Below are 14,984 nucleotides of genomic sequence, written 5' to 3'. Positions count from 1 at the left end.
TCTGCCGACCACCCCCACGCGCCCCCTTCACGCCACCGCGCTCAGCGTGTCCGCCAGGCGGTGGTGGGTGGCGCGGAGGGCGGGGAGGGTCGCCAGGGTCAGGGCGCCCAGGATCGCCGCCGCGGTGAAGAGCGACAGGACGGTGGGGGAGGGGACCCGGGCGATCCCGGCCCCGATGCCGCTGGACCTGCCCTGCGCGTCGATCAGCCAGTGCGCGAGCGGGAGTCCCAGCGCCAGGGCGACCGCCGTCGAGGCGAGGGCGGTGCACCCGGTGGCCGTGACGGTGATGCCGGAGATCTGCCGTGGCGACAGCCCGATCGCCTTCAGCGCCAGCAGATCCCGCTCGCTCTCGCGGACCGTGCCGCCGATGGCAGTCAGCAGTTCGACCAGGCCGATGAGCGCGAGGACGCCCAGCAGGCCCACGACGACACCGCGCAGCGGCGACAGCCCGTCGGCGGGATTGGTCACCGTGTGCACGTCCAGCCGGCCCGGACCGGCCGCGGCGGTCAGCTCGGCGGCCACCCGCCGCGGATCGGCGTCGGCGCGCAGCCGTACCTGGTAGAGCGTCGGCCGGAGCCCGGGGTCGTTCTCCCGCAGGGTGTCGAGCGACGTGGAGATGACCCGGCCCGCGTTCTCCGGCTCGATGCTGCGGCCCACGATATGCAGGATCTGGGGCCGCCCGGCCACGGTGAGCCGCACCCAGTCGCCGACCGCCACGTCCAGCAGGTCGAGCAGGCCCTGCCCGGCCACCGCCTCGTCGGGCCCCCGGGCGGCACGGCCCTCGGCCAGCGTGTACGGGTACGGCTCCGCGTCGGTGCCGAGGCCCCGCAACGCGATCGTGGCCGTCTGGCCCGACACCAGGGCTGCCACCTCGACGCCGGGATGGGCGGCGACCACGTCGGGGTCGCGCGCCAGGAGCGCCCGAGCCTCCGCGTCCCCGAGGTCGTCGTCCGCGCGGACGGTGAGCGCGGCCGCCAGGCCCATCCGCTCCGGCTCGCTGTGGAAGCGGTCGATGGTGGTCCACGCGCTCATCGCCACCACGATCAGCGTCAGCGGCAGGGCGAGACGGGCGATCGTGGCCAGGGACCGTGGTCGGCGGGCGAACGCCCGGTGCCAGCCGAGGACCAGCGCGGGCGGCAGCCCGAGACCGAGCGCCCGCTTCGCCGCCCCCGACAGCCGCCCGCCGGCCGGTACGGCGGCCCGAGGTACCGGGACCGGGGGCACGCGCCCCGCCCGCCAGGCCGCGAGCCCGGTGGTCGCCCCGATGAACAGCACCACTCCCACCGGCACCGCGACGAGGGCGGCGGTGTGGCCCGCCATGCCCTGCCACAGGTCGACGGCGTCCCCGAGCCGGCCGGGCAGCAGCGGGCCCAGCGCCTGGGTGAGCGTCGCCGCGGCCACGGCCCCCAGCAGCGCGTACACCAGATGCTGGAGCAGGAAGATCCGCACCACCTGGCCCGGAGTGAAGCCGATCGCCTTCAGGATCGAGATGTCCCGCAGATGCCCCCGGATACGGGTACCGATCGCCCCGTGCACGGCCAGCCCGGCGGCGACCAGCGCACCCAGCCCGAACAGCCCCAGCACCAGTCCGAGCAGCCGGTTGTCGCCCTCCGCCTCGGCCCGCGCCTGCTGCCAGGCCGAGACCTCGCTGACGGCGCCCGCGCCGAGCAGGGTGACGGCCCGCTGGACGGCGTAGTCGGTGTCGTCGGGGTCCGTCAGGCGCAGCCCGATCACCTGGCCGCGCTCGGCGTCGGTACCGGGCAGGGCGGCCGGCGGGGCCCAGACCAGCCCCGGCCGCTCGCCCTTGCGGTAGCGCGGTTCGGCGCTGTCGGCGACGCCCAGCACGGTCAGCTTCCCGCTGCCGCCCGGCAGGGACAGCACGTCACCGGGGCCGACGAGCAGAGTCCGGGCGAGGCTGCTCTCCAGCACCACACCGTCGGGCCGGCCCGGGTCCAGCCACCGGCCGGAGGTGAGCAGCGGCCGGCCCACCTCGGGCCTCTCGGACGTGCCGCGCAGTTCCACGGAGGCGCGGCTGCCGCGGGACGTGACCGTGGTGTCGGCGGTCCGGTAGGGCCCCGCCGCGGACTCGACGCCCGCCAGCCCGGCCAGCTCGGACACCTCGGCCGAGGGAGCGGTGTGGATCCACACATGGGCGCCCCGGGACTGCGTGAACAGACGCTGCCAGGGGTTCGTCGCGTACCCGAAGAGTGCCGTCGCCAGCAGCAGGGACGTGACGATGCCGACCGTGGCGAGCACCAGGAAAAGCGCCTCCCCCCGATGGGTGCGCAGGTCCGAGTGCGCCCAGCGCAACATGGCTCGCATCCGTCAGTCCCTCAGCTCCAGCACGGCGGGCACGCCCGCGCCGGGCGACGGGGCGCCGCCCAGTTCGACGTCGTCGGCTATGCGGCCGTCGAAGAAGCTGATCACCCGGTCGGCGGCGCTCGCCAGCCGGGCGTCATGGGTGACGAGGAGGATCGTCTGGCCGCGCTGGTGGAAACGCGACAGCAGCCGCATCACCTCACGGGTGCCCTTGCTGTCCAGGCTGCCCGCGGGCTCGTCGGCCAGCAGCAGGCCAGGGCGGTTGACCAGCGCCCGGGCCAGCGCGACCCGCTGCTGCTCGCCGCCGGACAGCTCGCCCGGCATGCTGCGCTCCTTGCCGGCGAGCCCCAGCTCCGCCAGCAGCTCCGCCCGCTCGGCACGGGCCCGCTTGGCGGAGACCCCGGCCAGCAGCGCGGGCAGTTCCACGTTGTCCGCGACCGACAGATTGGAGACCAGGTTGAAGAACTGGAAGACGATGCCGATCCGGCGGCGGCGCTCCACGGCCCAGCGGGCCTCGCTGTAGGCGTCCGTGCGCTCGCCGTCCAGCCAGATGCTGCCGCTGTCCGGGCGCTGCAGTCCGCCGAGCAGATGCAGCAGCGTCGACTTGCCCGCGCCGGACGGGCCGGTGACCGCCACGAACTCGCCCCGCCGCACACACAGGTCCACCCCGCGTACGGCATGGGCGGGCGCGCCCTCCCCGTGGTGGGTCTTGACGAGCCCCTCGGCCCGCAGAACGGCAGTGGGGGCGTCACTCATTCCGGCTTCTCCAGTTCCTCCTGGCAGCGCTCCAGCCAGTCGAGATCGGCCTGGAGATGCAGCATGGCGCCCTCGATCAGCAGCTGGGCGATGCGGTTGTCCCGGTGGTCGGCCGTGGCGAGTTTCGAGAGGTTGCGCATGGTGTTCAGGTAGTGGCGCCGTTGTCGGTTGATCAGGGCGACCTGGTCGGCGAGACCGGTCCGCGGGGCGAGCGCGAGCTTCATGAAGAACTCGTCCCGTACCCGTGGCTCGTCCGAGGTCTCCTCGAACCAGGCGTGCAGCGCCTCCTGCCCGGCAGCGGTGAGGCGGTAGATCTTCTTGTTGGGCCGGCTCGACTGCTCGACCTCCTCGCCCTCGATCAGACCCGACTTCTCGAGGCGGCCGAGGGTCACATAGATCTGGCCGATGTTCGGCTGAGGGTACGCGGCACCCAGGAGTTGCTCAAGGTCCTGCTTGAGCTCGTAGCCGTGGGCCGGGCCGCGCGCCAGCAGGGCCAGGAGGGGCAGGCGCACTCGAGCTGTCCTCCTCGCGGCCTCGTATTGTGTTCCAGGCCCTAGTATCGCCCATACCTAACGGGTATACATAGCCTCTGACTCCGGGCGAGGGTGCCCGGCGCCGGGTGCACAGGGAGGAACCTATGCGGTGGATACGCGCCGCCGGTAGGGGCCTCCTCGTTCTCGCGGTCGTCCTGGCCGGTTACGGCGCCTCCGGCGCGCAGGCACAGGGCGGACTCCGGGGCCGCGGTCCGCTGACCCTGGCCACCGCGGGCGACCTCACCGGCTACCTCGGCCCCCTCCTGGAGGGCTGGAACCGCGCCCACCCCGGCGAGCGGGTCACCCTCGTCGAGCTGCCGGACTCCGCGGACGAGACCCGCGCCCAGATGATCACCGATCTGCGCGGCGGTGATCGCGGCCGCTTCGACGTGCTCAACATCGACGTCACCTGGACCTCGGAGTTCGCCGCCGCCGGCTGGATCCGCCCGCTGCCGCGCAACCGTTTCCCGCTGGGCAGCTTCCTCCGGCCGGTCGTGGACACGGCGACGTACGACGGACAGCTCTACGCCGTCCCGTACATCACCAACGCCGGCCTGCTCCTCTACCGCAAGGACATCCTCGCCGAGGAGGGCGTCCCGCCGCCCCGCACCTGGGCCGAGCTGGAGCGCTACGCGCGGACCATCGCGCCCGAGCACGGCCTCGACGGCTACGCCGGCCAGTTCCTGCCCTACGAGGGCCTCACCGTCAACGCCGCCGAGGCGGTGTACTCGGCGGGCGGCACGATCCTCGGCGACGAGGGCGAACGCGTCACGGTGGGCTCCGCGGCCCGCGAGGGCATCGGGTTCCTCGCCCGCGGCGTACGCGACGGGTGGATACCCCGGGAGGCGCTGGAGTACAAGGAGGAGGAGTCCAAGCAGGCGTTCCAGGACGGCCGGCTGCTCTTCCTGCGCAACTGGCCCTACGCCTACGTCGGCGCCTCCGCCCCCGGCTCCGCGGTCGCCGGGAAGATAGGCGCCGCCCCGCTGCCCGGCCCCGACGGCCCCGGTACGAGTGTGCTCGGCGGCTCCAACCTCGCCGTCAACGCGCACGCCGAACACCCCGACACCGCCGCCCGCCTGATCGCCTACCTCACCAGCGAGCGCGTCCAGCGGCAGGTCCTCACCCGGGGCGCGCTGCCGCCCGTGCGCGCGGACCTCTACCGGGACCCGGAGCTGATCCGGCGGTTCCCGTATCTGCCGACGCTGCGCCGCAGCGTCCTGGCGGCCGCGCCGCGCCCCAAGAGCCCGCGCTACGACCAGGTCAGCATGGTCGTGCAGGCGGTCGTCCACGACGCGATGGCGGGCCACTCGACGCCCGACGCGGCGGTCCGGCGGCTCACCCGGGAGCTGGCCGACATCTCCCGCCGCGGCTGACCCCTTCCCCGCCGCGCGGCCCTTCCTACTTACATGTTAGGTAACGCCCGCGCATCAACCCCCTCGTTCTGGGGCGGAATATCCGCATATAAAGGGCCACCTTCCAGATACCTGCCGTTCATTCGTTGACACCCCCGTGAAACGCATACCTAACATGCATGCATAACAGTCAGCCCGCACAGACAGGCCAACCGGGGTGAGCTCCAAGCGCATCGAATCGCGTCACTGGTGGCGCGACGCAGTGATCTACCAGGTGTACGTCCGCAGCTTCCTGGACAGCACCGGCGACGGCGTCGGCGATCTCGCCGGGGTCCGGGCCGGACTGCCGTACCTCAGGAAGCTGGGCGTCGACGGCATCTGGCTCAGCCCCTTCTACCCCTCCCCGCAGCACGACCACGGCTACGACGTCGCCGACTACTGCGACGTCGACCCGCTCTTCGGCGACCTCCACGAGTTCGACCTGCTGGTGGCGGCCGCCCGGCGGCTCGGCGTCAAGGTGCTCCTCGACATCGTGCCCAACCACTGCTCCAGCGAGCACCCGTGGTTCCGCGAGGCCCTGGCCTCCGCGCCGGGCAGCGCGGCCCGCGCCCGCTTCCACTTCGCCGACGGACGGGGCCCGGACGGGGCCGAGCCGCCCAACAACTGGCACGCCATGTTCGGCGGCCCGGCCTGGTCCCGCGTCACCGAGGCGGACGGCCGGCCCGGCCAGTGGTACCTGCACATGTTCACGCCCGAGCAGCCCGACTGGAACTGGCGCGAGGCCGAGGTCGGCGCGTACTTCGACCGCGTCCTGCGCTTCTGGCTCGACCGGGGCGTCGACGGCTTCCGCATCGATGTCGCCGCCGGCCTCTTCAAGCACCCCGAACTGCCCGACTCACCGGACCCCGAGGCCGACGCCCGCACCCGTGACTCGGTGAACCCGCTCGCCTGGAACCAGCCCGAGGTCCACGACGTGTGGCGGCACTGGCGGGCCGTGTGCGAGGAGTACACCGAGCGGGACGGCCGCGAGCGGCTCCTCGTCGGCGAGGTCTCCGTCCCCACGGCACGCGAACACGCCCTGTACGTGCGCCCCGACGAACTCCACCAGGCGTTCTTCTTCGACCTGCTCAGCGCCGCCTGGGACGCCGACGCCTTCCGCAAGGTCATCACCGAGGCCATGCAGGACATCGCCGGTACGGGATCGACCGTCACCTGGGTCCTCAACAACCACGACCAGGTCCGCACGGTCACCCGCTACGGCGAGCCCGCCGTCGAGGGCAGCGGTCTCGGCGCCGCCCGCGCCCGCGCCGCCGCCCTGCTGATGCTGGCGCTGCCCGGAGCCGCCTACGTCTACCAGGGCGAGGAACTGGGCCTGCCGGAGGTCGTCGACCTGCCCGACGACGTGCTCACCGACCCCATCTTCCGCCGCACCGGCAGCCGCGCCCGGATCCGCGACGGCTGCCGGGTGCCGCTGCCCTGGTCGGGCCAGGCGTCACCGTTCGGCTTCACCTCCGGTGTCGAGGGCGCCAAGCCCTGGCTGCCGCAACCCGAGTACTTCGCCGAGTACGCCACCGACCGCGCGCTCGCCGACACCCGCTCCTTCTGGCACCTCTACCGCGACGGCCTCCAGCTGCGCGCCGCCCTGCCCCAGCTCGGCGAGGGCGACATGCGCTGGCTGGACACCCAGCCCGGCGTCCTCGGCTTCGTCCGCGGCGACGGCCTGGTCTGCGCCGTCAACTTCGGTACGGCACCCTCCCCGGCGCCCGTCGCCGGCACCCCCCTGCTGTCCAGCGGCCCGTGCCCGCCCGGGGTCCTCCCCGGCTCCACGGCCGCCTGGTGGATCGGCGACGACGCCGCTTCCTGACCCCCGCACTCCCCACACCGTCCATTCCCCCGCTCCGAAGGGACATCAACGATGATGCGACGACGTACCACCCTGCTCACCGGCTGCACCGCCCTCGCCCTCGCGCTCGGCACCACCGCCTGCGGAGGCGGCGGACCCGTCGCCGCGGGCGGCGGCGACAAGGCGCTGAACGGCCAGACGGTCACCGTCGCCGGCGTCTGGTCCGGCAGCGAGCAGAAGAACTTCCAGAAGGTGCTGGACGCCTTCACCGAGAAGACCGGCGCCAAGACCCAGTTTGTCTCCACCGGTGACAACGTCTCCACCGTCGTCGGCAGCAAGATCGAGGGCGGCAACGCCCCCGACGTGGTGATGGTCCCGCAGGTCGGCGTGCTCCAGCAGTTCGCCGACAACGGCTGGCTCAAGCCGCTGTCCGGCACCACGCGGAAGTCCGTCGACGCCAACTACGCCACCGTCTGGAAGGACTACGGCAGCGTCGACGGCACCCTCTACGGCCTGTACTTCAAGGCCGCCCACAAGTCGACCGTCTGGTACAGCCCCGACGCCCTCGACACCGCCGGCGTCAAGCCGCCGAAGTCCTACGACGACATGCTGAAGGCCGGGCGGACCGTCTCCGACTCGGGCCTCGCCGCCTTCTCCGTCGCCGGGCAGGACGGCTGGACGCTCACCGACTGGTTCGAGAACGTCTACCTCTCCCAGGCAGGCCCCGAGAAGTACGACGCCCTCGCCGCCCACAAGCTGAAGTGGACGGACGGCAGTGTGGTCGACGCGCTCACCACGCTCGGCGAGCTGTTCGGCGACAAGCAACTGCTGGAGGGCGGGCAGAAGGGCGCCCTCAACACCGACTTCCACGGCTCCGTCGAGAAGGTCTTCGGCCCCGAGCCCGAGGCCGGCATGGTCTACGAGGGCGACTTCGTCGCCGGCGTCGCCAAGGACCAGTTCGGCCGGAGGATCGGCGAGGACGCGAACTTCTTCCCGTTCCCGCCGGTCGACGGCGGCAAGGCACCCGTGGTCAGCGGCGGTGACGCGGCCGTCGTCCTCAAGGACGGCAAGAACACCGAGGCGGGCATGGCCCTGCTGGAGTACCTGGCCACCCCGGAGGCCGCCGCCGTGTGGGCCGAGGCGGGCGGTTTCCTCTCCCCGAACAAGAAGGTCGACCCCGCCGCCTACGGCGACGACGTCACCCGCACCACCGCCGAGTCCCTCATAGCCGCCGGGGACTCCGTCCGCTTCGACATGTCCGACCAGGCCCCGGCCGCCTTCGGCGGGACCAAGGGCGCCGGCGAGTGGAAGATCCTCCAGGACTTCCTGCGCGACCCGTCCGACCCGAAGGGGACCGCCGCGCAGCTGGAGGCCGCCGCGGCCAAGGCGTACAAGGGCTGACCGCGATGACCGCCACTGCCACGAAGGTGGCCGTTCCCCCCGCCTCCGGTACCGCCGTCCGCAAACGGCGCGCCCGGCGGCGGGGCCGGATCGTCGCCCTCCTCTTCGTCTTCCCCGCCCTGCTCCTGCTCGGCGCGCTCGTCGTCTACCCCGTGCTGTTCTCGGTGGGCCGCAGCCTCTTCGACGCCACCGGCACCCGGTTCGTCGGCGGGGACAACTACACCGAGATGTTCCGCGACCCGGCTACCCTCACCGCCGTCCGCAACACCGCGATCTGGGTGGTCGTGGCGCCGGCCCTGCTGACCGGGCTGGGGCTGATCCTCGCGGTGCTCGTCGAGAAGGTCCGCTGGGCCACCGCGTTCAAGCTGCTCCTCTTCATGCCCATGGCCGTCTCCTTCCTCGCCGCGGGCATCATCTTCCGGCTCGCGTACGACGAGGACCCCGACAAGGGCGTCCTGAACGCGGCGGTGGTCGGCGTCCACGACGCCTTCCAGGGATCCTCGTCGTATCCGACGGCCCGTGCCCGGGACGGGCAGGGCCTCACCGGGGGCGCCGACGGCTCGTACCGCACCAGCACCACCGTGTCGCCCGGTGACACGGTCGCCCTCGGCCTGGTCGGCGTCGGGCCCAGGGACGTCCCCGAGGGCGCCGAACCGGCCCGCGCCGCAGCCGCCCGCGAGGCGGCCCCCGGTGAGGTGCGCGGTGTCGTCTACCTCGACTTCACCCGCGGCGGGGGCGGAGAGCCCGGCCGGGTCGACCCCGAGGAGAGCGGGCTGCCCCGGATGACCGTCGAGGCGGTGCGCGACGGGAAGACGGTCGCGAGCACGACCACCGCGGCCGACGGCTCCTTCCGCTTCGCGGACCTGGAGAAGGGCTCGTACACCGTCGTGCTCCCCGGCACGAACTTCGCCCCGCCCTACGACGGCGTCTCCTGGCTCGGTCCGGCGCTCGTCACCCCCGCGATCATCGGCGCCTATCTGTGGATCTGGACCGGTTTCGCCATGGTGCTCATCGGCGCGGGCCTGTCCACGCTGCCGAGGGAGACGCTGGAGGCGGCGCGGATGGACGGGGCGGGCGAGTGGCAGGTGTTCCGGCGCATCACCGTGCCCCTGCTCGCGCCCGTGCTGACCGTGGTCTTCGTGACCCTCGTCATCAACGTGATGAAGGTGTTCGACCTCGTCTACATCATCGCGCCCGGACCGGTGCAGGAGGACGCGACCGTGCTGGCCACCCAGATGTGGCTGGTGTCCTTCGGCGGCGGCAACAACCAGGGACTGGGCAGCGCCCTCGGGGTCCTGCTCCTGCTGCTGGTGATCCCGGCCATGGTCTTCAACGTCCGTCGATTCCGAGGGAGTCAGCGATGAGTCTCGGCGCGCTCCGGCGCGGGCTGGGCAGCAGCCTGGTCCAGGCATTTCTGGTGGTCATCGGGCTGATCTGGCTCACCCCGCTGGCCGGACTGCTCCTGTCGTCCCTGAGGTCGGCGCAGGACACGGCCAAGGGCGGCTGGTGGACGACCTTCACCAGCCCCGGGCAGCTGTCCTTCGACAACTACGCGGCACTGCTGGAGAACGCAGGTGTCACCCAGGCGTTCTGGAACACGGTGCTGATCTCCGTCCCGACGACGGCCCTGGTGGTGGTGATCGCCGCGCTGGCCGGGTACGCCTTCGCCTGGCTGGACTTTCCCGGCCGGGACGCGCTCTTCCTGCTGGTGGTCGCCCTGCTGGTGGTGCCGGTGCAGATCGGTCTGCTGCCGGTGGCCAAGCTCTTCGGCCGGCTCGGCCTGTTCGGCACCATCCCGGGGGTCGTCCTCTTCCATGTCGCGTACGGGCTGCCGTTCGCGGTCTTCCTGCTGCGGAACTACTTCGCCGAGATCCCCAGGGAGATGCTGGAGGCGGCCCGGATGGACGGGGGCACCGAGTGGCGCATCTTCACCCGGCTCGTCCTGCCCGTGGGGCGGCCGGCGATCGCGAGCCTCGCGATCTTCCAGTTCCTGTGGGTGTGGAACGACATGCTCGTGGCGCTGCTGTTCGCCGACAGCTCGTCCCAGCCCCTGACCGTGGAGCTCCAGTCGCAGATCCGCCAGTTCGGCAGCAACATCGATGTGCTGGCCCCGGGGGCCTTCCTGTCGCTGATCGTGCCGGTGGTCGTGTTCTTCGCCTTCCAGCGCCACTTCGTGCAGGGGGTCATGGCGGGGTCCGTCAAATAGGGTCCGCGCCGACGCCGGCGAACAGGCCGAAGACCCGCGGTGGGGGCACCGAACCCCGACGAGTGCCCCCCTTTCGCGTATCCATTCCCCTCGGTCACGGGTATTTTCCGGACGTCCGGGTTCTCCCCATCAGGCTTTGGTCGTGGCGCGACAACTGGGTTAACCTTCACCGGATTTTCTCATTCGGCTCTACCGTGAACTGCGGAAACGCCGAGGATGGACGGGCCCCGCCAGGGGCCCGGCGCGGGTTCCGAGTCCTCGGAGTGAGGGCTCCTGGGGAGCGGAACGAGGGTGCCATGAGCGGCAAGACGATCGAGGCCACCGACCGGGCCCCGGGCGAGCAGGAGCTGCGGCAGCTGCTGGCCGGACTGACCGCCGTCCGGGACGGCGATTTCGGCACCCGGCTGCCGTCCGACGGCGAGGGCCTGCTCGGTGACATCGCCACGGTCTTCAACGGCATGGTGGACCAGCTGTCCGTGTTCACCTCGGAAGTCACACGCGTGGCGCGCGAGGTGGGCACGGAGGGCACGCTCGGCGGTCAGGCCGAGGTACCGGGGGTCTCGGGCACCTGGGCGGACCTGACCGACTCGGTCAACGCCATGGCGGGCAACCTGACCACACAGGTGCGGGACATCGCCCAGGTGGCGACGGCGGTCGCCAAGGGCGACCTGTCCCAGAAGATCGACGTTCCCGCGCGCGGCGAGATCCTCCAGCTGAAGGAGACCGTCAACACGATGGTCGACCAGCTGTCGTCGTTCGCCGACGAGGTCACCCGTGTCGCCCGTGAGGTCGGCAGCGAGGGCCGCCTCGGCGGCCAGGCCCAGGTGCCCGGCGTCGCCGGCGTCTGGCGCGACCTGACGGACTCGGTCAATTTCATGGCCGGAAACCTGACCTCGCAGGTCCGCAACATCGCCCAGGTGACCACGGCGGTGGCCCAGGGTGATCTGTCGCAGAAGATCACGGTGGACGCGCGGGGCGAGATCCTGGAGCTGAAGAACACCATCAACACGATGGTCGACCAGCTCTCCGGTTTCGCCGACGAGGTCACCCGTGTCGCCCGCGAGGTCGGCACCGAGGGCCGCCTCGGCGGTCAGGCGGACGTCAAGGGCGTGAAGGGCACCTGGCGCGACCTCACGGACTCCGTGAACTTCATGGCGGGCAACCTGACCTCGCAGGTCCGCAATGTCGCCCAGGTCGCCACGGCGGTGGCCCAGGGTGATCTGTCGCAGAAGATCACGGTGGACGCGCGCGGGGAGATCCTGGAGCTGAAGAACACCATCAACACGATGGTCGACCAGCTCTCCGGTTTCGCCGACGAGGTCACCCGGGTCGCCCGCGAGGTCGGCACCGAGGGCAACCTGGGCGGACAGGCCATCGTCCGCGGTGTCTCGGGCACCTGGAAGGACCTCACGGACAACGTCAACGTGATGGCGTCCAACCTGACCGGCCAGGTCCGCTCGATCGCCCAGGTCGCCACCGCCGTCGCCCGCGGTGACCTCTCGCAGAAGATCACCGTCGAGGCCAAGGGCGAGGTCGCGGCCCTCGCCGACGTCATCAACACGATGGTCGACACCCTCTCCGCGTTCGCCGACGAGGTCACCCGTGTCGCCCGCGAGGTCGGCACCGAGGGCCGCCTCGGCGGGCAGGCGCACGTGCCGAACGTCGCCGGCACCTGGAAGGACCTCACCGACAACGTCAACTCGATGGCCAACAACCTCACCGGCCAGGTCCGCAACATCGCCCTGGTGACCACCGCGGTCGCCAACGGCGACCTGTCGAAGAAGATCGACGTCGACGCCCGCGGCGAGATCCTGGAGCTGAAGACCACCATCAACACGATGGTCGACCAGCTGTCGTCGTTCGCGGCCGAGGTCACCCGTGTCGCCCGTGAGGTCGGCAGCGAGGGCAGGCTCGGCGGACAGGCCGAGGTCGAGGGCGTCGAGGGCACCTGGAAGCGTCTGACGGAGAACGTCAACGAACTCGCCGGGAACCTCACCCGCCAGGTCCGCGCGATCGCCGAGGTCACCAGCGCCGTCGCCGAGGGCGACCTGACCCGCTCCATCACCGTCGAGGCGTCCGGCGAGGTCGCCGACCTCAAGGACAACATCAACTCCATGGTGGAGTCCCTGCGCGAGACCACGCGGGCCAACCAGGAGCAGGACTGGCTGAAGACCAACCTCGCGCGGATCTCCGGTCTCATGCAGGGCCACCGGGAACTGCCCGTCGTCGCCGAACTGATCATGGACGAACTCTCGCCCCTGGTCTCCGCGCAGTACGGGGCCTTCTACCTCGCCGAGGACACCGCACGCGGCCCCGAACTGCGGCTCGTCGGCTCGTACGGCTACCCCGACGACAGCGACCGGCCCGACCGCATCCCCGTGGGGCGCTCCCTGGTCGGGCAGGCCGCGCGCAACCACCGGCCCATCACCGTCGAGGAACTGCCGCCGGACTACGTCACCATCTCCTCCGGTCTCGGGCAGGCCGTGCCCAGCGCCCTGGTGGTGCTGCCCATCGTGGTCGAGGACCAGGTCCTCGGCGTCATCGAACTGGGCTCCGTCACCCGCTTCACCCAGATCCACCAGGACTTCCTCGCCCAGCTGATGCCGACCATCGGTGTCAACCTCAACACCATCGTGGCCAACGCCCGCACCGACGAGCTGCTGGAGGAGTCCCAGCGGCTCACCGCCGAACTCCAGGCCCGCTCGGCGGAGTTGCAGGTGCAGCAGGACGAGCTCCAGCGCTCCAACGCCGAACTGGAGGAGAAGGCGTCCCTGCTGGCCTCGCAGAACCGTGACATCGAGGCCAAGAACCTGGAGATCGAGCAGGCCCGGCAGGAACTGGAGACCCGCGCCCAGGAGCTGGCGCTCGCGTCGAAGTACAAGTCGGAGTTCCTGGCCAACATGAGCCACGAACTGCGCACCCCCCTCAACAGCCTCCTCATCCTGGCCCAGCTGCTCGCGCAGAACCCCTCACGCAACCTCACCCCCAAGCAGGTCGAGTACGCGGGCATCATCCACTCGGCGGGCTCGGACCTGCTCCAGCTGATCAACGACATCCTCGACCTGTCGAAGGTCGAGGCCGGCAAGATGGACGTCACCCCCGAACGGGTCCCGCTGCGCAAGCTGCTGGAGTACGTCGAGGCGACGTTCCGGCCGATGACGACGCAGAAGAGCCTGAACTTCACGGTGGCCACCGCCCCCGGCACACCGGCCGACCTGCTCACCGACGACTCCCGGCTGCGGCAGATCCTGCGCAACCTGCTGTCCAACGCGGTGAAGTTCACCGAGCAGGGCAGTGTCGAGCTGCGCATCGAGCCCGCCGCCGACCGGGAAGTGCCCCTCGGCGTCCTCCGCGGCGGACCCGTCGTGGCCTTCCGCGTGAAGGACACCGGCATCGGCATCCCCCAGCAGCAGCTGGAGGCGATCTTCGGCGCGTTCCAGCAGGCGGACGGCACCACCAGCCGCAAGTACGGCGGCACCGGCCTCGGGCTGTCGATCACCCGCGAGATCGCCCATCTGCTGGGCGGTGCCGTCACCGTCGACAGCACCCCCGGTCAGGGCAGCACCTTCACGCTCTACCTCCCCGTCGCCCGCGCCGACTTCGAGGACCTGCTCGCGGGCGGCGCCCGGCCCCTGGAGCAGTCGCAGACCGCCGAACTCCCCCCGGCCGCACGGCCGGACGCCGCCCCCACCGTCACCTCCGAACGCCGCAGGCGGCGCCTCCTCGTCGTCGAGGAGCGCCCGCGCGGACTGCTGACCCTCGTCGCGGAACGCGCCGTCGCGGACATCGCGCCCGACCCCGACGACCCCCTCGGCGCGATCGACATCATCACGGCGGTCGGCGCGCAGGAAGCGGCGAGCACCCTGGCCGCCGACCCCTGCCACTGCGTCGTCCTGGAACTCGGCGTGCCCGACGGCGAGGGCGCCCGGCTGCTGGAGGCCATGGAGGGCGACTCGGCGCTCGCCAGCGTCCCCGTCCTCGTGCACACCGGGCACCGCGTGGACCTCGCGCAGGAGCAGACGCTGCGCTCCCGCGCGGACGGCCGCCCGCTGGACTTCCTGTCCAGCCTGGACGAGCTGCGCGAACGGATCACCCTGCACCTGTCCGCCGAGGAGCCGGGCGACGTGCTGTCCCTGGTCCGGGGCGAGGACCTCCAGCGCCCGGCCGCCGAGGTCGTCGACGACTCCTTCCTCGGCCGTACGGTGCTCGTGGTCGACGACGACGCCCGCAATCTCTTCGCCCTCAGCGGGGTCCTCGAACTGCACGGCTTCCAGGTCCTGCACGCCGACAACGGCCGCAAGGGCATCGAGATGCTGCTCGCCCACCCCGACATCTCGCTCGTCCTGATGGATGTGATGATGCCGGAGATGGACGGCTACACCGCCACCGCCGAGATCCGCGCGATGGACCGGTACGCCGATCTGCCCATCATCGCCGTCACCGCCAAGGCCATGCCCGGCGACCAGGAGAAGAGTCTCGCGTCGGGCGCCAACGACTACGTCACCAAGCCCGTCGACACCAACGACCTCATCGGCCGCGTCCGACGCTGGCTGTCCACGTGACGGGGAACCGCC

9 protein-coding genes are annotated in these 14,984 nt (G+C 71.5%); 6 read left to right on the top strand and 3 right to left on the bottom strand.

Annotated features, from left to right (window positions below):
* Positions 1-27: 27 nt before the first annotated feature.
* Genes ACZ4Z2_RS31560 through ACZ4Z2_RS31550 form a run of 3 tightly spaced genes read right to left on the bottom strand, consistent with a single transcriptional unit; the run spans position 28 to position 3,587 of the window.
* Entirely contained in the window at positions 28-2,322 is a 2,295-nt protein-coding gene (locus ACZ4Z2_RS31560) for an ABC transporter permease (RefSeq protein ID WP_468080670.1), read from the bottom strand.
* Positions 2,323-2,325: 3 nt separating this feature from the next.
* Entirely contained in the window at positions 2,326-3,075 is a 750-nt protein-coding gene (locus ACZ4Z2_RS31555) for an ABC transporter ATP-binding protein (protein WP_468080669.1), read from the bottom strand.
* Entirely contained in the window at positions 3,072-3,587 is a 516-nt protein-coding gene (locus ACZ4Z2_RS31550; protein WP_468080667.1) for a PadR family transcriptional regulator, read from the bottom strand. Before ACZ4Z2_RS31550 ends, ACZ4Z2_RS31555 begins: the two co-directional genes overlap by 4 nt.
* Before the next feature lie 125 nt (positions 3,588-3,712).
* Between ACZ4Z2_RS31550 and ACZ4Z2_RS31545 the strand changes: the two genes are divergently transcribed.
* The 6 genes from ACZ4Z2_RS31545 to ACZ4Z2_RS31520 all read left to right on the top strand — a co-directional run bounded on the left by ACZ4Z2_RS31545 (position 3,713) and on the right by ACZ4Z2_RS31520 (position 14,972).
* Positions 3,713-4,981: an ABC transporter substrate-binding protein gene (locus tag ACZ4Z2_RS31545; RefSeq protein ID WP_468080665.1), complete on the top strand. Its 1,269-nt coding sequence runs from the start codon at positions 3,713-3,715 to the stop codon at positions 4,979-4,981.
* 196 nt (positions 4,982-5,177) lie between these two features.
* Positions 5,178-6,824: a glycoside hydrolase family 13 protein gene (locus tag ACZ4Z2_RS31540; protein ID WP_468080663.1), complete on the top strand. Its 1,647-nt coding sequence runs from the start codon at positions 5,178-5,180 to the stop codon at positions 6,822-6,824.
* Between the two features lie 51 nt (positions 6,825-6,875).
* Positions 6,876-8,204, top strand: a complete 1,329-nt coding sequence (locus ACZ4Z2_RS31535; protein WP_468080662.1) for an ABC transporter substrate-binding protein — start codon at positions 6,876-6,878, stop codon at positions 8,202-8,204.
* Positions 8,205-8,209: 5 nt separating this feature from the next.
* Positions 8,210-9,568: an ABC transporter permease gene (locus tag ACZ4Z2_RS31530; protein WP_468080661.1), complete on the top strand. Its 1,359-nt coding sequence runs from the start codon at positions 8,210-8,212 to the stop codon at positions 9,566-9,568.
* Complete coding sequence (locus ACZ4Z2_RS31525) at positions 9,565-10,410, top strand: carbohydrate ABC transporter permease (RefSeq protein ID WP_468080659.1); 846 nt, start codon at positions 9,565-9,567, stop codon at positions 10,408-10,410. Before ACZ4Z2_RS31530 ends, ACZ4Z2_RS31525 begins: the two co-directional genes overlap by 4 nt.
* A 296-nt stretch (positions 10,411-10,706) precedes the next feature.
* Entirely contained in the window at positions 10,707-14,972 is a 4,266-nt protein-coding gene (locus tag ACZ4Z2_RS31520; protein ID WP_468080658.1) for a HAMP domain-containing protein, read from the top strand.
* The last annotated feature ends 12 nt before the right edge of the window (positions 14,973-14,984 follow it).

This window comes from Streptomyces sp. NPDC030183 (assembly GCF_055573455.1).
The sequence above is the reverse complement of the archived record's forward strand: the minus strand, read 5'-3'. Positions and strand labels throughout refer to the sequence as shown.